This is a genomic window from Paraburkholderia sp. Tr-20389 (assembly GCF_017104565.1).
In the GTDB taxonomy this organism is placed as follows: Bacteria; Pseudomonadota; Gammaproteobacteria; order Burkholderiales; family Burkholderiaceae; genus Paraburkholderia.
In genome coordinates this window covers 99,086-117,285 of record NZ_JAAGPD010000039.1, presented here as the reverse complement: position 1 = coordinate 117,285, position 18,200 = coordinate 99,086, and the positions used below count along the sequence as shown (strand labels likewise).

At 66.1% G+C, this 18,200-nt stretch carries 17 protein-coding genes and 1 pseudogene; 14 read left to right on the top strand and 4 right to left on the bottom strand.

Annotated features, from left to right (window positions below; all coding sequences use genetic code 11):
• The 4 genes and pseudogenes from G3N95_RS29685 to G3N95_RS29670 form a co-directional block, all read right to left on the bottom strand.
• Nucleotides 1-259: pseudogene (locus G3N95_RS29685) on the bottom strand (mechanosensitive ion channel protein); the annotation flags it as partial.
• 205 nt (nucleotides 260-464) lie between these two features.
• Entirely contained in the window at nucleotides 465-806 is a 342-nt protein-coding gene (locus G3N95_RS29680; protein ID WP_205973657.1) for an NIPSNAP family protein, read from the bottom strand.
• Nucleotides 807-911: 105 nt separating this feature from the next.
• On the bottom strand, nucleotides 912-2,549 hold the full coding sequence (locus tag G3N95_RS29675) for an MFS transporter (protein WP_205973656.1): 1,638 nt from the start codon (nucleotides 2,547-2,549) through the stop codon (nucleotides 912-914).
• 140 nt (nucleotides 2,550-2,689) lie between these two features.
• On the bottom strand, nucleotides 2,690-4,198 hold the full coding sequence (locus G3N95_RS29670) for a sigma-54 dependent transcriptional regulator (RefSeq protein WP_205973655.1): 1,509 nt from the start codon (nucleotides 4,196-4,198) through the stop codon (nucleotides 2,690-2,692).
• 1,021 nt (nucleotides 4,199-5,219) lie between these two features.
• Between G3N95_RS29670 and G3N95_RS29665 the strand changes: the two genes are divergently transcribed.
• The 14 genes from G3N95_RS29665 (at nucleotide 5,220) to G3N95_RS29600 (ending at nucleotide 18,000) form a co-directional block, all read left to right on the top strand.
• Nucleotides 5,220-5,399, top strand: coding sequence for a Flp family type IVb pilin (locus G3N95_RS29665; protein ID WP_205973654.1), 180 nt, complete (start codon nucleotides 5,220-5,222; stop codon nucleotides 5,397-5,399).
• Between the two features lie 41 nt (nucleotides 5,400-5,440).
• Nucleotides 5,441-5,620, top strand: coding sequence for a Flp family type IVb pilin (locus G3N95_RS29660; RefSeq protein WP_205973653.1), 180 nt, complete (start codon nucleotides 5,441-5,443; stop codon nucleotides 5,618-5,620).
• 123 nt (nucleotides 5,621-5,743) lie between these two features.
• Nucleotides 5,744-6,295 carry a prepilin peptidase gene (locus tag G3N95_RS29655; protein ID WP_205973652.1) on the top strand — a complete coding sequence of 184 codons (552 nt, stop codon included), beginning with the start codon at nucleotides 5,744-5,746 and terminating at the stop codon, nucleotides 6,293-6,295.
• A 390-nt stretch (nucleotides 6,296-6,685) separates the two neighbouring features.
• A complete protein-coding gene (locus G3N95_RS29650; RefSeq protein WP_241019026.1) occupies nucleotides 6,686-7,147 on the top strand; it encodes a hypothetical protein in 462 nt (153 codons plus the stop codon).
• A 64-nt stretch (nucleotides 7,148-7,211) separates the two neighbouring features.
• Nucleotides 7,212-8,063, top strand: coding sequence for a Flp pilus assembly protein CpaB (gene cpaB, locus G3N95_RS29645; protein WP_205973650.1), 852 nt, complete (start codon nucleotides 7,212-7,214; stop codon nucleotides 8,061-8,063).
• A gap of 72 nt (nucleotides 8,064-8,135) precedes the next feature.
• The gene (locus tag G3N95_RS29640) at nucleotides 8,136-10,256 is read left to right on the top strand and encodes a type II and III secretion system protein family protein (protein WP_205973649.1); all 2,121 of its coding nucleotides are present in this window, start codon (nucleotides 8,136-8,138) and stop codon (nucleotides 10,254-10,256) included.
• Between the two features lie 36 nt (nucleotides 10,257-10,292).
• Complete coding sequence (locus G3N95_RS29635; protein ID WP_205973648.1) at nucleotides 10,293-10,580, top strand: hypothetical protein; 288 nt, start codon at nucleotides 10,293-10,295, stop codon at nucleotides 10,578-10,580.
• A 98-nt stretch (nucleotides 10,581-10,678) separates the two neighbouring features.
• Nucleotides 10,679-11,881 (top strand): AAA family ATPase, encoded by a 1,203-nt coding sequence (locus G3N95_RS29630; protein ID WP_205973647.1) that lies wholly within the window; start codon nucleotides 10,679-10,681, stop codon nucleotides 11,879-11,881.
• Nucleotides 11,882-11,921: 40 nt separating this feature from the next.
• Nucleotides 11,922-13,310, top strand: coding sequence for a CpaF family protein (locus tag G3N95_RS29625; RefSeq protein WP_205973646.1), 1,389 nt, complete (start codon nucleotides 11,922-11,924; stop codon nucleotides 13,308-13,310).
• 18 nt (nucleotides 13,311-13,328) lie between these two features.
• Entirely contained in the window at nucleotides 13,329-14,309 is a 981-nt protein-coding gene (locus G3N95_RS29620) for a type II secretion system F family protein (RefSeq protein ID WP_205973645.1), read from the top strand.
• Between the two features lie 64 nt (nucleotides 14,310-14,373).
• Nucleotides 14,374-15,348 (top strand): type II secretion system F family protein, encoded by a 975-nt coding sequence (locus G3N95_RS29615; RefSeq protein WP_205973644.1) that lies wholly within the window; start codon nucleotides 14,374-14,376, stop codon nucleotides 15,346-15,348.
• A 23-nt stretch (nucleotides 15,349-15,371) separates the two neighbouring features.
• Complete coding sequence (locus tag G3N95_RS29610) at nucleotides 15,372-15,893, top strand: TadE/TadG family type IV pilus assembly protein (RefSeq protein WP_205973643.1); 522 nt, start codon at nucleotides 15,372-15,374, stop codon at nucleotides 15,891-15,893.
• A 1-nt stretch (nucleotide 15,894) separates the two neighbouring features.
• Nucleotides 15,895-16,527 carry a TadE/TadG family type IV pilus assembly protein gene (locus tag G3N95_RS29605; protein WP_205973642.1) on the top strand — a complete coding sequence of 211 codons (633 nt, stop codon included), beginning with the start codon at nucleotides 15,895-15,897 and terminating at the stop codon, nucleotides 16,525-16,527.
• A gap of 90 nt (nucleotides 16,528-16,617) precedes the next feature.
• Nucleotides 16,618-18,000 carry a vWA domain-containing protein gene (locus G3N95_RS29600; protein WP_346778422.1) on the top strand — a complete coding sequence of 461 codons (1,383 nt, stop codon included), beginning with the start codon at nucleotides 16,618-16,620 and terminating at the stop codon, nucleotides 17,998-18,000.
• Nucleotides 18,001-18,200: the final 200 nt, after the last annotated feature.

Below are 18,200 nucleotides of genomic sequence, written 5' to 3'. Positions count from 1 at the left end.
TGGCGGCCGCCGCCGAGGCGCCCGAGGCGGGCGCAGGCGGCGTCGCGAGCACGCCGGCCGCGGCGATCGCGTTTAGGGTGTCTTCGATCTGCGCGCGCTTCTTGGGGTCGTTCAGCACCTGCAGCGCCTGGCGGGCCTGTTCGGGCGTCAGCGTGACAGTGGTGGCGGACGCGCCCGACGCACTGGTCGTGGTCGTCACGGCGGAGAAAGCGGGCGCGCAAAAGAGCGCGAGCAGGCAGATCAGGATGAGTTTGCGCATGTAGGGCCGGTGGGCGGCGGCGATGCGCGTACGGCTTGACGCGATGCGGCGCCGGGAGCCACCACGATTCGACTGAAAATAAAACGACCCCGGCAGCGCACGATAAGTTCCGCAAAGGGCGCAATCCGTCCATTCAACGCGCATCGTCGCCGTGCGATGCGCGCATTGTCATGCGGATGCGCAACCGTGGGCGCCCGCTGGCGTCTCAGTCGCGAACGGCGCGAGCAGGCTGCCCGAGCGTGCCCTCGACGACTTCCGTGAACGTTCGTTCTTCTCGCAGGATGAAGCGTTTCGCCTGCGCCATGCGGAAGTTCGCGACCGATGCCGGATCGGTGCGCAACCGCGCCCGATAGGCTTCATAGGCCGCGAGGCTGTCGAACGCAATCAGGCCCCACGCGATGTCGTTGGTCCCTTCATGCGGCAGGAAATAGCCGAGCAGATGGCCGCCGCAACGCGGGATGATTTCTCCCCAGTTCTGCGCGTATTCCCTGAACGCGTCGCGCTGGAACGGATCGATCTGATAGCGGATGAAACAGGTGATCGTCATGGCAGGCTTCCTTCGTTGTCGTTGAATGCATGACGGTCAGTATCCGCGACGCGCCGCACGCGATGTTTCAGGCTGGATCGAAGTGTGGATGCATCGCGTAGAGGCTCAATGTGTCTCGTGCGGCGCGTTTCGTTGCCCGCGTATCGTCATGGCGGCGCACGCCGCGCCCAGCAATGCGCATAGGGCCGACACCAGCGCGACGGCGCGCAGGCCGGCGTCGATCGCATCGGACTGCGCTCCGACGATCACGGCAGGCACGGCATGCGCGCCCGCCATCGTATCCGGCGCGAGCAACTGGCCTGCGCGATGCAGATCGGTCGGAATATGCAATTGCTCGAGCCTCGCGGACAGCGCCGCGTCGTGCGACCACACGAACACGATGCCGAGCACCGCGATCGCCAGCAGGCTCGCGATCCGCGCGACCGCGTTGTTGATGCCGGACGCGACGCCTGTGCGCGCAGCGGCCACAGAGGTCATGACCGTGGTCGTCAGCGGCGCGACCGTGACCGTCATGCCGAGGCCGAGCACCGCGAGCGCCGGAAAGTAGCTGGTCCAGTAGCGTGAGCGGTCCATGTCGAGCCAGCCCGGCAGCGCGAGCAGCGCGAAGCCGGTTGCCGCGATCACGGGCCCCGCCGTCAGCAGCGCGCGCGGTCCGTAGCGCGCGGCGAGGCCGCCCGTGAAGCGCGACAGCACGCCGATCACGACGGGCACGGGCAACAGCGCCGCGCCTGCCTGCGTGGCCGTGTAGCCGTGCGCGCGGATCAGTGTGAACGGCAGAAAGAACAGCGCGCCGCCGAGCCCGAAATACAGCAGCAGCGTGACGAGGTTCGCGCCGCTGAAATCTCGCGAATGAAACACATCGAGCGGCATCATCGGATCGGCGCTGCGTGCTTCGATCGCGACGAACGCGGTGCACAGCGCGAGCCCGCAAGCGATTGCGCCGAGCACGATTTCGTCGTCGAAGCCTTCCGACGACGCAAGCGTGAGGCCGTACGTCAGCGCGCCGAGCCCCAATGCCGCCGTCAGTGCGCCCGCCCAGTCGAGCCGTTGCGAAGCGCGTGTATCGCGACTATCGCGGCTGTTCGGCACGGACGGCAACGCAAGCGCAATCGTGAGCGCGGCGATGGGCACGTTCAGATAGAAGATTGCGCGCCACGAAAACGCATCGACGAGCCAGCCGCCCGCGACCGGCCCGAGCGCCGACGTGATCGCGCCGAAGCCGGCCCAGGTGCCGATCGCGCGGCCGCGCTCGCGCTCGTCGAACACCGCGCCGATGATCGCGAGACTGCTCGGCACCAGCAGCGCGGCACCCGCGCCTTGCACGGCGCGTGCCGCGATCAGTGCGCCGGACTGCGGCGCGAGCCCGCATGCCGCCGATGCCGCCGTGAACAGCACGATGCCCGCGACGAACACCGTGCGCCGGCCGAGCTTGTCGCCCAGCGCGCCGCCCACCAGTACCAGCGAGCCGAGCAGCAGCAGATACGCGTTGACGACCCATTGCATCGCCGCGACGCTCGCGCCGAGTTCGCTCTGGATGGACGGCAGCGCGACGTTGACGACGGAGCCGTCGATGAACGCCATGCTGGAGCCGAGGATCGTCGCGGCGAGGGCGAGCCGTTTGTGGCGGCAGGGAAGACCGTCTGCCCGTTGCGCGCGGATCGCGAGATCGTCGCAGGGGCTGGCCTGGGCGGGAAAGGCGTGCGGCGCTTGAGGCGTGCCGTCGAGAGAAGCGCGGTCGGACATGAGCGGCGTCGGCTCCATTGCAGTGCGTTCGACAATGCAATGGACACATTACGCGCGCAGCCGTTCAGCGTGGAGCTGAACGGCTGGCGCAGCCGCTTTGGAAAACGCGCAGGAAGCGTCTGAAGAAGACGCGCAAAAACTCAGTCTGCCGATGCTGCCGCTACGGCGTGCGACCTGTGTGAGCCCGCCTCGTCGTCTTCCGGATTGCCCGAGCCGGACGAGCCGTCGGCGCCCTCCGCGCCACCGTCCGTGCGGCCTTCGCCGCCCGTGCGCCGCGCCGGCCGCATCGGGTTCGCGTCGGGATTCATCCGGTTCGCGTTCATCAGCCGGTACAGCGTCGCGCGCGATACGCCGAGATCGGTCGCCGCGCCCGACAGGTTGTGCCCGTGCCGCCGCAGCGCTTCTTCGATCGCTTCGATTTCGGCCGCCGTGCGGATTTCGGCGAGCGTGCGCGTGCGCGCTTTCGACACTTCCGGCAAGCCGAGATCGCCTTCCGTGATGAAGCGGCCTTCCGCCATCACGACGGCGCGCCGCACGCAGTTGATCAGCTCGCGCACGTTGCCGGGCCAGTCGTAGTTCGACAGCGCGACCACCGCGCTGCTGGAGAAGCCGCGAATCTTGTGCGTGCCGTCCTGGCGATACATGCTGAGCGCATAGTCGGCGAGCAGGCGGATGTCGTTGCCGCGCTCGCGCAGCGGCGGTTCGTCTAGCCGCAGCACACATAGCCGGTGATACAGGTCGGCGCGGAAACGTCCGTCCTTCACGGCGGCTTCGAGATTCACGTGCGTCGCCGAGATCACGCGCACGTCGACCTTGATGGGCGTGTTGCCGCCGAGGCGCTCGATCGTGCCTTCCTGCAGGAAGCGCAGCAGCACGGCCTGGCATTCGTGCGGCATGTCGCCGATTTCGTCGAGGAACAGCGTGCCGCCGTTCGCATGTTCGATCCGGCCGATCTTGCGTTGCAGCGCGCCCGTGAAGGCGCCGCGCTCATGGCCGAACAGTTCGGCCTGCAACAGCGTGGGCGGGATCGCCGCGCAATTGATCGCGACGAACGTCTGCTGCGCGCGCGTCGAGCTGTCGTGCACGGCACGCGCGGTCAGTTCCTTGCCCGTGCCCGATTCGCCCGCGATGAACACGGGCGCGTCGGTCTGCGCGCATTTTTCGATCCGCCGATACAGCTTTTGCATCGGCTCGCAATGGCCGACCATGCCGTGCGCACCGAGCGACGGCTGCGGCCGGAAGCTCGCGCGTCGCAGGTTCGACAGGCCATGCGCGTGGCCGAGCGCGAAGATCAGCCGGTCGTTGAGACAGGGTGCGGTGACGAAGTCGAAGCAGTAGTCGAGGATGAAGCGGCTGGTGAGCTCGTCGGTCGCCTGGCCCGGCGCGATCTGCGCGATCCAGTTCGCTTCGCCGTGACGCATGCAGGCCTCGAACGCCGACAGCTGCTGCTGCGTCACGTCGTCGGGCAGCGTGATGAGACCGACCTTGATGTCGCCGCGATCGAGCAGTTTCTCCGCCGCCGCCGTGGTTCTGGCGTGCACGACCTGCCATCCGGCATCGGCGAGGAAGGCCGCGAGTGCTTCGTCGGGCATCGATGCCACACAAAGCACGGTGCGGTCCGAAGCGCCCGTTGTGCAAGTGGAATTCATGTTACCCCCGGGTTGGACGTTGCCCTTGCGCATCGTTCTCATGATGCCTCAAGGCCAGTGATCCTTGTACTACGGCAAAACAGTTGGTCTATTGAGGGTTCAGCTGGGCGAACCTGAGTCTTTTTCGTTTTTCTTCTACATGCGGGTCATGCGCGCCGCAATGTCGTGTGGCTCGTGCTATGCGTCCATCCGTTGCAAAGCGATTTTATCGTCGCACGAATGGCGCGGTGGAAACAAAGATAAATGAATGGGTAGGGGCTTTGTATCAGCGTAAATCTGGATGCAGCCGCTCGCTTCGAGCAATTTCTACCGGCGCTTAAAACGTTTCCAAAGCGCTCGTCATGAAGCGGCCCGATCTCGGATTCGATCGTTGGAAGCCTTGTTTCGCAAGGCTGAGCGGGTTTTGTCACGATGCCGCTGGCTGCGTCTCAACTGTGCGACACATTTGACAATCGCTTTGCCGCATACCGCGACGACGACCCGCGTACGGTAGTTCTGACCGGAACCCCGCTTCCACGGGCCTTTCCGGCCGGACGCAGCGGATTGGCGACTTCGTGGAAGCGCTTGCGCGGTCCAGCGAACATCTGGCTTTCACATCGAAAGGACGTTACGGGTACGCAACATCGCGTGCCGCGTTCCGCCGCAAAACAGCACATGCCCGAAGCAGGATCACGGCGCGACAAGGGTTTGCGCCTGCATGGCACACCCGTTGCGATATGGCTGTCACACGAAACGCTGCAGCCGGAAAGCAAGGCCAAAGGAAGTCTCCGGCAGCAGCACAGTACTTCGCAGTCGCGGCCGGGGATTGCCAATGCGACTGTGGGGGCGGCGGAGCCAAAGGGGGGCGGACGTCGGCAGAAAGTGGCGCGAATGGTTCGTACGACGTACGGCCATTCGCGACCATGACGACGCTTCCGATGGAGCAAGCCGCTTGCAGTACGTCCGAAAGGACGGTTTTTTCCCGGTCAATGCGCATGGGGCGCGGCGGCCATGTGACATCTCATTTCCTACGGGGGACATCATGAAGAACGCAATCAACCAATTCCTGCGCGAAGAAGACGGCGTCTCGGCAATCGAATACGGTCTGCTGGCCGGGCTGATCGCCGTGGCGATCATTACGACGGTCACGACGCTCGGCACCAACCTGCGGACTGTCTTCACCACGATCTCGAACAAGCTCGCAGCGGTTGCGGCAGGTTGATCCAACAGCCGGATTCCGGTTCACAGGCTACGAGGGACCAGATGAAGAACGCAATCCTGCAATTCCTGCGCGAAGAAGACGGCGTGTCGGCAATCGAATACGGCCTGCTGGCCGGGTTGATCGCCGTGGCGATCATTACGACAGTCACGACGCTCGGCACCAACCTGAGGCAGGCCTTCTCCACCATTGCCGACAAGCTTGCAGCAGTGGCCGCAGGTTGATTCTGCGGTCGAGTGTCAGTCGGCAAGCCAGCACCGCACCCTGTCTCGCCAACGCAAGCGTTCGAGACAGGGCAGCGGCGGCCGGCAAGATTCAACAGTCGTAACCAGACAACGGAGTTTTCGATGAACGGCGTGCCTTTTCCAGTGGGTCCATGCGTGTTGGCGCTGGTCGTGATTGCCGCGATCTACGACATCCACGCACGGCGCATTCCGAACTGGCTGGTCATCGTCGGTCTGGGCGTAGGGCTCGTCGTGCAGTGCGCGCTGCATGGCGCGATGGAGGGAGTGCAGATGTGGGTGGGCGGCGCGCTTGCGGGCGGCGCCGTGCTTCTGCCCGGCTATCTGCTACGGATGATGGGGGCGGGCGACGTCAAGCTGATGGCGGCCGTCGGTTGTTTCTGCGGCGCGAGCGGCGCGTTGCAGGCGGCGCTGATCGTCTGCGCGGTCGGCGGGGTGTGGGCGCTCGTCGAGATGCTGCGGCGCCGGCAGGTGTACGCCGGATTGCACAACATGGCGGCCGTGCTGATCGATGTGTCGGTCGCATCGGGCGGCGCCCGGCGCGACAGCCCGCAGGACGCGGGCGGCACGAGAACGAGACGGCCGACGATGGGAACGCTGCCGTACGGCGTCGCCATCGCGACGGGCACGATGCTCTCGCTGTTCGTGAGCGTGTGACGAGGGACGAGGGACGACATAACAGGCCGCACGGCAACGAAGCGATAACACAGAAGCGGGTGAGATAGCCGCAGCGGACAGCAGTAACGAGGGGGCGGTAACGAGGGGCAGTGGCGGGGAACTGCAAGAGACGCGAAGCAGGCGAATCAGGGCAGGACAACAACAAGAAAACAACGCGACGACGACAACCAGCATCGGGCGAACGGCGGACAGCACCTGAAAACAGCCGAAGCCCGCGACGACGCAGCAAGGAACGCAGCCGCAGTGAAGCAAGATAACAGAGAGCCTTCACAGAAAGGCCGGAAGCAAAGTCAGGAACGGGGTGTGGACGTGGGGTCGTCCACCTGGAAAGCGCCTTCGAAAGAAGGACGGCCAGATACGGGGGTAGTCATGAAGACAAATGATTCAGGCCGCAAGACGGCCGACGCACGGGGAAGCCGTTCCGCATCGGCGGAAAACGGCAGCGGCGCAAACCTGGCCGGCAAGACCGGCCGGCCGCGCCGCACGGAGACCGCGTCCACCGCGTACGCAATGTACTACGTGGACGCGGCGCCGGAATTGCGCCACACGGCGAATCCGGCGATCCATCTGCATCAGCGCGCGCTGCTCACGCCTGCGGGACGCCGGCAACGCGAACACACGATGCTCGCGCTCATCGACGTGCTGGTGGTCGCGCAATGGGTGGCGAAGCGCGAAGCGCAACGCCGCGCGCTGGCCGCCGGGCAGCGGCAGGCCGCGCAGCTGTGGCTCGCGGCTCCGCAGCCGGTCCGGCACCCGGCCGCGCAGAGCGAAGACGAAGCGCCCGGCCCGCAGTACCGCGATCCCTGCGACGACCGCGATCTGACGGACTGATCCACCCCATTCCCGTAACACGATCCCAAACGCCGTCACCGACGGCGACAGTCAGGAGAACGACATGAAGAACGCTCGCGCGTTGGTGATGTTGCTCGTCGCGACGGCGGCCGGTCTTGCGGCCGTGGTGTTCGCGGCGCGCTGGATGGTGCAGCAGACGTCGACATCCACGACCAAGGTGGTGATCGCATCGGCCGACATGAGTCTCGGCCAGCGCGTCTCGCCCGAAATGCTCAAGGTGTCCGACTGGCCCGCGGGCAGCGTGCCGCCCGGCACGTTCAACGACGTGAAGAAGCTCGAAGGCCGCGTGCTGAAGGCGAGCCTGTCGCGCGGCGAACCCGTGCTGGAGGCGAAGCTCTCGCCCGTCGGCACGCTGGGCGGCCTGTCGGCCGTCATCAACGAAGGCAAGCGCGCGATCACGGTGCGCGTGAACGACGTGATCGGCGTCGCGGGCTTCGCGTTGCCGGGCAACTACGTCGACATTCTCGTGAACACCGAGAAGGACAACGGCAGCAAGGGTGAAGGCAGCGGCGGATCGGGCCGCGATCAGAACATCTCGAAGATCGTGCTCGAGAAGATCCTCGTGCTCGCCGTCGCGCAGGAAGCGGGCCGCGACGAAACCAAGCCGAAGGTCGTCGACGCCGTGACGCTCGAAGTCACGCCCGAGCAGGCCGAGAAGATCGACCTCGCGCGCAGCATCGGTTCGCTGTCGCTCGTGCTGCGCAACCAGGTCGATCCGCAGGACACATCGACGGCAGGCGCGACCAAGGCCACGCTGCTGAAGATTCCCGTCGCCGCGCCGCCCGCCGCACCGGCCCCTGCGCCGAAGCCGGTGGTGCACAAGGTCGTTGCACGGGCGCCGTCGAACTGCGTGAGCGTGATCGACGGATCGCAGAGCAGACAGGAATGTTTTTGAGCAGAACGAACAGAGACGCGAAAGCGCAAGCCGGGTCGAGACCAGACAACGGCGCCAATACGGGGGTAGGACATGAACGCGAGAGATAGCCAGCGCGCGCACGCACGGTGCGGACGCGACACGAAGCAAGCCGCGCAGCCGACGCACATCGGCACGCACGCCGCACCGTTCGCGCGCCGCGCGCGTCTGATCCAGGCGAGCGTCTGCGGACTGATGGGCGCCTGCCTGTGGGCATTGCCCGCCGCGCAGGCCGCCAGCCAGGAAGCCGCGAGCCAGGCGCCGCTGCCGATGACCATGGCGTCGAACGGCGGCGCCGTGCATCTGACGATCGGCATGAGCGGCGCAGCGCCGGCGGCTGCCGCGGGCGTGGCGCAGGGCGGCAAGGGCCCGAACTGCACGGGCGCGATCGCCGATCATCAGACGGTGACGATTCCCGTCGGCAAATCGACGATGGTCAACGTGCGCGAGTCGGTGAAGACGCGCACGGTCGGCAATCCGTCGATCGTGCAGGCGATGCTCGTGTCGCCGCAAACGCTCTATCTGCTCGGCACCGACGTCGGCACGACCAACATGATCGTGCAGGGCCGCAGCGGCTCGTGCACGATCATCGACGTCGCCGTGGGCGCCGATCCCGGCGGCCTGCAGCAGACGCTCGCCGTGCTGATGCCGGAAGAATCGGGCGTGCAGGTCAAGGCCGCCGCCGACACACTCGTGCTGACGGGCACCGTGTCCGACTCGGTGAAGGCCGAGCGCATCGTCGAGCTGGCGCGTGCGTATGTGGCGCGCCAGGCGGCGCCCGTGCCCGTCGCCGCGCCCGCCAATGCGGGCGGCGCCCAGGGCGGCGCGATGATCCCCGCCGTGCTGAGGCCGGCAGGCGCATCGGGCAACGGCAACAACGAGCGCATCGTCAACATGATGCATGTGGCCGCGCCGCAGCAGGTGATGCTCGAAGTGAAAGTGGCCGAAGTGTCGAAGACGCTGATCGATCAGCTCGGCATGGCCGCGAACATCCAGGGCGGCACGGGCAGCTGGAGCTTCGGCCTGCTGGCCGATTTCCTGTCGGGCGGCATGGGCGCGCTGCTCGGCTCGAAGGCGAACAACAAGCCGCTCAACTTCGCCATCGACGCGCAGAAGACCGACCAGCTCGTCAAGGTGCTGGCCGAGCCGAACCTGATGGCGATCAGCGGCCAGGAGGCGAGCTTCCTCGCGGGCGGCAAGGTGTTCATCCCCGTGCCGCAAAGCAACGGCGCGGCGGGCACGACGATCATCCTGCAGGAAGAGACGTTCGGCGTCGGCCTGACCTTCACGCCGACCGTGCTCGACAACGGCCGCATCAATCTCAAGGTTTCGCCGGAAGTGTCGGAGCTGTCGCCGACAGGCGTCGCCGTCACGGCGGGCACCGTCAGCACGACGGCCGTGCTGCCCCTCATCACCACGCGCCGCGCGTCGACCACGCTGCAGGTGTACGACGGTCAGAGCTTCGCGATCGGCGGTCTGATGAAGAGCAACGTGACGGGCACGCTCAAGGGCTTGCCGGGACTCGGCGAAGTGCCCGTGCTCGGCGCGCTGTTCCGCAGCACGAACTTCCAGGAGGACAAGACGGAACTCGTGTTCGTCGTGACGCCGCGCCTCGCGAAACCGCTGCCGCAGAACTACCCGCTGCCGACCGATCACTTCGGCAAGGTGACGGAAGCGAGCGTGCTCTTCACGGGCAACATGGAAGGCAAGAATCCGAAGGCGCCCGCCGAAGCCGCGCCGCCGTCGACGGGCGCCGCCGTGCCCGCCAATGCGATTCCGTCGCCGATGCCCGTCAAGGGCGGCTCGATTCCGACGACGGGTTCGGCTGCGCCCGTGGTGCTGACGCCCGTCATCACCTCGCAAGGCACGACGGCGCCGACGCCGGTGCCGGTGCCCGAGCGCACGCAGCCGGTGTCGGACGCGATCCGCGCACCCGCCACGCCTCGCGCACCCGAGAGCGGCAACGGCGGCGACGGTTCGGGCCCGATCACGCGGGTCGAACCCACCGACGTGCATACGGCAGCCGTGCAGACGGCGAGCGTGAGCGTGCAGCCGCTGGCAACGGCAGGCACGACCGCCGTCGCGCAGCCTGCCGCAGAGACCGCCACGCAGGCCGCCACGCAGCCCGCCACGCAGCAGGCCCGAGAAACCGGCGACAACGCTCGCACGCAATAAGCGCGACGCGCAACCGACGAACCCCTGGAGACCGACATGAAAACCATCCAGACATTGATCCGCGCGTCGCTGTGCGCGGCGGCGAGCGTGACGCTCGGAGGCTGCCTGACCTCGACGCCGCACTGGGACGCGACCTTCGGCAGTTCCGTTCAGCAGATCAAGGAAATGCAGACGCTCAATCCCAACGCGGGCATGAACACCGACCCGGTGGCGGGCGTCGACGGCGCGACGGCCACGGCGATCCAGAAGAACTACGCGAAGTCGTTCACGTCGCCGCCGCCGCCTGTCAACGTGTTCGCGGTCGGCCTGCCCAACTCGAACTGATGGCGACGGTGAACTGACGAAGACGCGCGCGCGTCGCAGCACGGCGCGCGCACGCCACCGACCCAACTCACGACAAGCCCCGTACGCGGAGACTGAACATGATCGACATCCTCCTCATCTCATCGGGTCCGGACCGCTCGCAGAAGATCGAGCAGTTGCTGGAGGGATGCGGCATCGCGCATCGCGTGCGGGTGCAGCACGGCTCGGTGCCGCAATTGCGGGCGCACGCCGCGGACATCAAGTCGGCGGATCTGCTGATCGTCGACGATGTCGATCTCGAGCCCCACGACATGGCGTCGATCGAGGAAGCGCTGTCGCACGTGCCGCAGCTGAACTGCATGCTGGTGACGCCCGCGCCCTCGACGGCGCTGCTGATGGCGGCGATGCGGGCCGGCGTGCGCCATGTGCTGCCCTGGCCGCTCGACGCGCAGGCATTCGCAAGCGAGCTTTCGCACGTGTGGGGCAAGAAGACCGCGGGTACGCGGCGCGAAGGGCGGGTCGTATCGCTGACTTCGTGCAAGGGCGGCACGGGCACGACCTTCATCGCGATGAACGTGGCGCATGCGCTCGCGACGCAGCGCGGCAAGCGGGTGCTGCTGGTCGACGCCAACCAGCAGTTCGCCGACGCCAGCCTGCTGGTGGCCGACCAGACGCCGGCCGCGACGCTCGCCGATGTGTGCGCGCAGATCGACCGGCTCGACAACGCGTTCTTCGACTCCTGTGTGATGCACATGAACGAGAACCTCGACGTGCTGGCGGGAGCGGGCGATCCGATCCGCGCGGGCGACCTGCGCCCCGCCCAGCTCGAACGCGTGCTCGCGCTCGCGCGCTCGCAATACGACGCGGTGATCGTCGATCTCGGCCTCGGGATCAATCCGCTCGCGATCCACGTGCTCGACCAGAGCGAACGCATCTGCATGCTGGTGCGCCAGAGCGTGCTCTATCTGCGCGCGGGCCGCCGCATGCTCGACATCTTCAACGAACTCGGCTACGCGAGCAGCAAGATCAGCGTGCTCGTGAACCAGTACGACAAACACGCACCCGTCGATCTGCAGGCGTTCGAGCAGAGCTTCGGGATGAGCATCGCGCATCGCTTTTCGCGCGACGACAAACAGGCGGGCGCGGCGCTCGATCAGGGGCTGCCCATCATGAGTGTGGCGAAAGGCAGCGCGCTCGCGCAGGACATCGTGGCCTTCGCGCATGTGCTGTCGCCCGCGCCGCAGAAAGAGAAGAAGGGCGGCCTTGCGCGCCTGTTCGCGTCGAAGCCGCGCGACGTGCCGCAACTGAAGACGGGCCATTGACGCACCGCGCGCCATCTCACAGCAACGGGGGAACCTCATCATGTCATTGCGCGATCAACTGAGATTGCAGAGTGTGTCGATGAACGGCGCGGCCGGCGGTGCCGCCTCGGCCGACCTGCCAGCAGGCAACACGGCCGAGAGCATGGCCGCGCGGCGCGCGTATCAGCAGCTGAAGATGAACGTGCACGAGAAGATCATCGACCGCGTCGAACTCGACAAGCTGCAGCGCCTCACGCCCGAACAGATCAGGCGCGAACTCGCGCAACTGGTCGAGCGCATCGTCGACGAAGACAAGATTCCGATGAACGAGATCGAACGCCGGCGTCTCGCCCAGGACGTGCACGACGAAATGTTCGGACTCGGACCGCTCGAACCGCTGCTCGCCGATCCGACGGTGTCGGACATTCTCGTCAACACGTCGCAGCACGTGTACGTGGAGCGGCGCGGCAAGCTCGAGCAGACCGACATCACGTTCTTCGACGACGCGCATCTGATGAAGATCATCGAGCGCATCGTGTCGCGCGTCGGACGGCGCATCGACGAGTCGACGCCGATGGTCGATGCGCGTCTGCCCGACGGCTCGCGTGTGAACGCGATCATTCCGCCGTCCGCGATCGACGGGCCGCTCGTGTCGATTCGCCGCTTCGCCGTGAATCCGCTGAAAGTGGACGACATGGTGAAGAACCAGTCCTTCACGCCCGCGATGGCGCAACTGCTCGAAGCGCTGATCAAGGCGAAGCTGAACGTGCTGATCTCGGGCGGCACGGGCAGCGGCAAGACGACCATGCTCAACCTGCTGTCGGGCTTCATTCCCAACGACGAGCGCATCGTCACGATCGAAGACGCCGCCGAACTGCAACTGCGCCAGGAGCACGTGCTGCGCCTCGAAACGCGGCCGCCGAATATCGAAGGCAAAGGGGAAATCTCGCAGCGTTCGCTGGTGAAGAACGCGCTGCGGATGCGCCCCGACCGCATCATCCTCGGCGAAGTGCGCGGCGCGGAAGCGCTCGACATGCTGCATGCGATGAACACGGGCCACGAAGGATCGATGGCGACGCTGCACGCGAACACACCGCGCGACGCGCTGACGCGCCTCGAAAACATGGTGGGGATGGCAGGCCTGACGATGCCGATCAAGGCGATGCGCCAGCAGATCGCATCGGCGATCACGGTGGTCGTGCAGGCGTCGCGTCTCACGGACGGCCGCCGCAAGCTGATGAGCATCCAGGAAATCACCGGGATGGAAGGCGAGATCATCAACATGCAGGAGATTTTCACCTTCAGGCGCACGGGCGTTGCGGAAGACGGCACGGTCAAAGGCTACTTCTGCGCCACGGGCGTGCGCCCCAAGTTCGCCGACCGGCTTGCCGCGTTCGGTCTCGCGCTGCCGGATCAGATGTTCGATCCGTCGCGACGCTACGAAGTCTGAACGGTCACGGAGACGGACATGGATACGACATTGCTGGCATTTGCCGTCCTCGGCTTCGTCGCGATCGTGCTGCTGATCGAAGGCGTGTATGTGTTCTGGAACAGCCGGCACGGCCCCGTCGTCAAGCGGATGGATGCGCGCATCCGCGCGATGTCGGCGGGCGGTCACGTGAGCGGCGAACAGATGTCGATTCTCAAGCAGCGTCTGCTGAGCGAATCGCCGACCTTCACGCGCGTGCTGATGCACATGCCGCGCGTGCATTTGCTCGACCTGTATCTGCAGCAGTCGGGGCTGTCGTGGTCGGTGGGACGCTTCGTCGGTTATTCGGCCGCGTGTGCGGTCGGCGGGCTGCTGTTCGGCATCGGCGGGATGCACCTGCCGTTCGCGATCGCGCTGGCCATAGCGGGTGGCGCCGCGCTGCTGCCGCTCGTGTATCTGCGCGGCAAGCGCGCGAAGCGCATCGTGCAGCTGGAGCGCCAGTTGCCCGACGCCGCCGATCTGATCGCCCGTGCATTGCGCGCCGGCCACTCGTTCCCCGCCTCGCTCGGCATGGTCGCCGACGAGCTGCCGATGCCGCTGGGCGGCGAGTTCCGCATCGCGTTCGACGAGATCAATTGCGGCGTGTCGATGAACGACGCGCTGATGAACCTCGTGAGCCGCGTGCCCGTCGACGACGTGCGCTACTTTGTGATCGCCGTGCTGATCCAGCGCGAGGCGGGCGGCAACCTCGCGGAGATTCTCGGCAACATCGCCACCATCATCCGCGAGCGGCTCAAGCTGCTCGCCAAGGTGCGCGTGCTGTCGGCGGAAGGCCGGCTGTCGGCGTGGATCCTCGGCCTGCTGCCGTTCTTCGTGATCGCCGCGCTGTCGGTGCTGAATCCCGGCTACTGCAAGGTGTTCTGGGAAGACGAGACGGGCCGGAAGATCGCGGGTATCGCGCTGTCGATGATGTTCTTCGGCGTGCTGTGGCTGCGCAGGACCGTGCGCATCCGCGTGTAGTGGCGTGCAAGCGCGAAACCGGATCGACGAAAACAACACAGGCAACGCAATAAACGGGGAAATCATGGAAACCCAACAGATTCTCGTGCTGGCCGCGATGTTCGCGATCGTGTTCGGCGCGGCGTGGAAGGCGATGTCGCTGCTTCGTCCCGATCCGCTGAAGCGCCGTATCGACGGTATCGCGGCGTCGTCTTCGGCGGGCATGGCAGGCATGGACGGCGCGCCGGGTGCCGCGGACGACGAAAGTCCCGCGTGGATGGAAACGGTCGCGAAGGTGTCGCATCACGTCGCGCGGCTGTCGCTGCCGAAGGACGACTGGGACAAGTCGGTGTTGCGGCGCCGTTTCGCGAATGCGGGGCTGCGCAGCGACAGCGCGCCCGCGATCTACTTCGCCGCGAAAACGCTGCTCGCCCTCGCGCTGCCCGCATTCGCGCTGGTCGGCATCACGCTGCTGGCCGGTGAGGACGCGCAGAAGTTCCTGCTGATGGCGACGCTTGGGTCGGCCGCGCTTGGCTTCTATCTGCCGAACGTGGTGCTGAGCCGTCTCGTCGAGTCGCGCAAGCGCACGATCTTCGAAGACCTGCCCGACGCGCTCGACCTGATGACCGTGTGCGTCGAAGCGGGACTGGGGCTGGACTCGGCGATGCAGCGCGTCGCCGAAGAGATCGGCGTGAAGAGCCACGCACTCAAGGACGAACTCGAACTCGTGCTGCTCGAACTGCGCGCGGGCTCGGGGCGCGACAAGGCGCTGCGCAATCTGGCGCTGCGCACGGGCGTCGAAGACATCGACACGCTCACGTCGATGCTGATTCAGGCGGACCGTTTCGGCACGAGCGTCGGCGATTCGCTGCGGGTGTTCATCGACGCGCTGCGCACGAGGCGCCGTCTGCGCGCCGAGGAGCAGGCGGCGAAGATCGCGCTGAAGCTGCTCTTTCCGCTGATGTTCTGCATCTTCCCGACGCTGATCATCGTGCTGATCGGGCCTGCCGCGATGCGCGTCGTACATGAGCTGCTGCCGACCATGAGCGGCATGCACTGAACGGTCTACGGGGAGCGAACACGATGAAAACCACAGGTGATCATCCACGCGTGCTGCCACGCATACGAAGGCGCGGCGGGCGCCAGGGCGGCGTCGCGACCCTTGAATTCGCGCTCGTGGCGCCCGTGCTGTTCTTTCTGTTGTGCATGGTGATGGATCTCGGCATCGCGCTGTGGGTGAACCTGACGATGCAATACGCGGTGCGCGAGGGCGCGCGCTATGCCGTGACGGGTCAGGCAGGGCTCGATCCGAACCAGTCGAACCCGCAGCGCTACCTGGCCGTGATCCAGGAAATCAGGGATCAGTCGATGGGCCTGTATCCCCTCGTCAATCCGAGCTACGCGATCACCGTCAACAGCGGCAAGACGCAGAGCTATGCGAGCGACACGAGCTACCAGTCGAACATGTTCGGCAATCCCGGCGACATCGTCGTGCTGCAGGTCAACTGCGCATGGCCGATGATTACGCCGATGATCCGCTCGTTCTTTCCCGGCGGCTTCTTCAACTTCAGCGTCGCCGCGACCATGCGCAACGAGGGCTTCTGACATGAAGACGAGACCACGGCTCACGAGGCGCCACAAGACGCGCGGCATCGTCAGCGTCGAGTTCGCGTTGCTGTTGCCGCTGCTGCTCGGTGTCGCGCTGCCGCTCTACGACATCGCGCGCAACGTGCAGGCGCAGATGATCCTCATCAACGTCAGCCGCGAAGGCGCGAACCTCGCGTCGCGCGCGGCAGCCACCTATCCGATGCAGACGATCATGTCGTCGCTCGCGGCCACCACGCCGCCGCTCAGCATGAGCGGGAAGGGCATGATCTACATCACGCAGATCATGGGCTCGACGGGGTGCGATGCGAAGGGCAACGGCTGCACGGGAACGGTCGTCGCGCAATGGAAATGGACGGGCGGCGGCGATGGCGGCGCGGCCAGCAAGATCTGGAACTGCTCGACGGCGGGCACCTCATGGGCGACGGACGGCAGCGGTGCGTGCAACGGCCTCGGCGGCAAGACGCCGCCGCAGCCGGTCGCGCTGCTCAAGGGCAAGCTCTCCGATGGCCAGATCGCCTATGCCGTCGAAGCGTTCTATGTGCAGACGCCGCTGGTCGGCGCGATCGATCTGGGCAACGGCGTCACGACGCCCGCGCTGTCGCCCGATCTCTATTCGATGAGCGTGTTCTGAAGCGTCGGCGCCGATGCAGCGCCGGGTACGGGGAAAGCGATGAAAACTTGCAGAAGAACGAGGCGTACGCCCACGCGCCAGCGGGGCTCGGTGAGCATCCTCGTCGTGGTGTCGCTGGTGGCGCTGCTCGGCATTGCCGGCCTCGCGATCGATGCGGGGCTCGGCTACATGATCAAGGCGCGACTGGATTCCGCCGTCGACGGCGCGCTGATCGCTGCCGGCCAGGCCGTTACGCGCGGCGCGAGCCAGGACGAGCAGATCACCAACGCAACCACTGCCGCGAATGCGTTCTTCGCGGCGAACTATCCAGCGGGCTTCCTCGGCTCGACCGCGTCGCTCAGCGCGCCGTCGATCAAGATCGACAAGGGCACGGTGACGATCGATCTCGCCGCGCAGGCATCCGTGCCCTTGACGTTGATGCAGATCCAGGGTTTCAAGGTGCTCAATGTCGCGACCTCGGGTCAGGCGATCCGGCGCGATCTGGATCTGTCGTTCGTGATCGACGTGACGAGTTCGATGAGCGATTCGACGACGCAGGCGGCGGTGCGGTCAGGGTCGACGGGCTTCCTGAACAACTTCAACACGTCGACCGACCGCGTGTCGCTGATGCACTTCGCGACGGGCACCGTGGTCGACGTGCCGTTCAAGAGCGACCAGAGCCGCGGCTTCGACCGCACGACGATGACCACGAAGATCAACGGCTACAGCTTCGGCGGCAACACGGCTTCCGTGGATGCCATCTGGAACGCGAAATACCAGCTCGATCACGTGATCACGCAGCCGTCCAGTCTGCGCGTGATCGTGTTCTTTTCGGACGGCGCGCCCAACAGCTTTGCAGCGAACTTCACCAAGGGCTCGACGACGACCTGCGCGACGGGCGGCTACACGATCGTGTCCGGCGACAGCCCGCCGACGTCGTCGTCCACGTCCAACAATCCAGGCGCGTTCAACAGCATGAGCGTGCAGAACCAGCAGAGCAGCTGTCATGACAACTACGCCGACAACGTGACCAGCATGCCCGCCACGTATGACGTGCACGCCGCATCCGACGCCAGCTCGACGCTGCCGATCACGCCGGCGTCTCCCATCGCGGGGACGCTGACGCGTACCGTGACCAGCAGCATGCCGAACGTCGCCTCGTCCAGTTCGAAGCTGAGCAACATGCTGATCAAGTACGCGAACGTGAACAACGCGTCGCGCAACCTGATGGAGATGATGGCTGCCAAGGCGCGCGCGGAAGGGATCTACGTGTTCGCGCTCGGCTATGGTCCGTCGCTGCTGACGAAGACGGGTGCGGGCAGCGGCGAGGTCGGCCAGGACATCCTGAAGTGCATCGCCAACGTCGCAGATGGTCCGAGCCGCTGCTTCGACGCGAAGCAGCCCGTCGGCGTGTATTGCTACGCGGCGACGATCAACGACATCAAACCGTGCTATGCCCAGCTCGCGTCCGCCATTCTGCGCATTGCGAAGTGAGGACGCAGCAGGCGCAGGTGACGGCGCCGTGTCAGCCGCTTCTGTTGCGGCGCGGCGATCGGCGCGCGCGCCCTGAAGTGCGCGCGAAATAAAGGTGCGCTATCGTGTGACTGCTTGCGGCTGGCGTTGCCCTTGAGGGCTCGCCTGAGTCTGGGCCGCAGACCTTGAGTCGAACGCTTCGATTCTCAACGGAGAAGCAC

Bases quoted from the DNA above. Each gene is read 5' to 3' on its own strand.
- G3N95_RS29640 (WP_205973649.1), top strand. From the start codon at position 8,136: ATGAACGCGAGAGATAGCCAGCGCGCGCACGCACGGTGCGGACGCGAC.
- G3N95_RS29675 (WP_205973656.1), bottom strand. From the start codon at position 2,549: ATGTCCGACCGCGCTTCTCTCGACGGCACGCCTCAAGCGCCGCACGCC.
- G3N95_RS29680 (WP_205973657.1), bottom strand. From the start codon at position 806: ATGACGATCACCTGTTTCATCCGCTATCAGATCGATCCGTTCCAGCGC.
- G3N95_RS29650 (WP_241019026.1), top strand. From the start codon at position 6,686: ATGAAGACAAATGATTCAGGCCGCAAGACGGCCGACGCACGGGGAAGC.
- G3N95_RS29665 (WP_205973654.1), top strand. From the start codon at position 5,220: ATGAAGAACGCAATCAACCAATTCCTGCGCGAAGAAGACGGCGTCTCG.
- G3N95_RS29670 (WP_205973655.1), bottom strand. From the start codon at position 4,198: ATGAATTCCACTTGCACAACGGGCGCTTCGGACCGCACCGTGCTTTGT.
- G3N95_RS29630 (WP_205973647.1), top strand. From the start codon at position 10,679: ATGATCGACATCCTCCTCATCTCATCGGGTCCGGACCGCTCGCAGAAG.
- G3N95_RS29655 (WP_205973652.1), top strand. From the start codon at position 5,744: ATGAACGGCGTGCCTTTTCCAGTGGGTCCATGCGTGTTGGCGCTGGTC.
- G3N95_RS29625 (WP_205973646.1), top strand. From the start codon at position 11,922: ATGTCATTGCGCGATCAACTGAGATTGCAGAGTGTGTCGATGAACGGC.
- G3N95_RS29605 (WP_205973642.1), top strand. From the start codon at position 15,895: ATGAAGACGAGACCACGGCTCACGAGGCGCCACAAGACGCGCGGCATC.
- G3N95_RS29610 (WP_205973643.1), top strand. From the start codon at position 15,372: ATGAAAACCACAGGTGATCATCCACGCGTGCTGCCACGCATACGAAGG.
- G3N95_RS29660 (WP_205973653.1), top strand. From the start codon at position 5,441: ATGAAGAACGCAATCCTGCAATTCCTGCGCGAAGAAGACGGCGTGTCG.
- G3N95_RS29620 (WP_205973645.1), top strand. From the start codon at position 13,329: ATGGATACGACATTGCTGGCATTTGCCGTCCTCGGCTTCGTCGCGATC.
- G3N95_RS29615 (WP_205973644.1), top strand. From the start codon at position 14,374: ATGGAAACCCAACAGATTCTCGTGCTGGCCGCGATGTTCGCGATCGTG.
- G3N95_RS29635 (WP_205973648.1), top strand. From the start codon at position 10,293: ATGAAAACCATCCAGACATTGATCCGCGCGTCGCTGTGCGCGGCGGCG.
- cpaB (WP_205973650.1), top strand. From the start codon at position 7,212: ATGAAGAACGCTCGCGCGTTGGTGATGTTGCTCGTCGCGACGGCGGCC.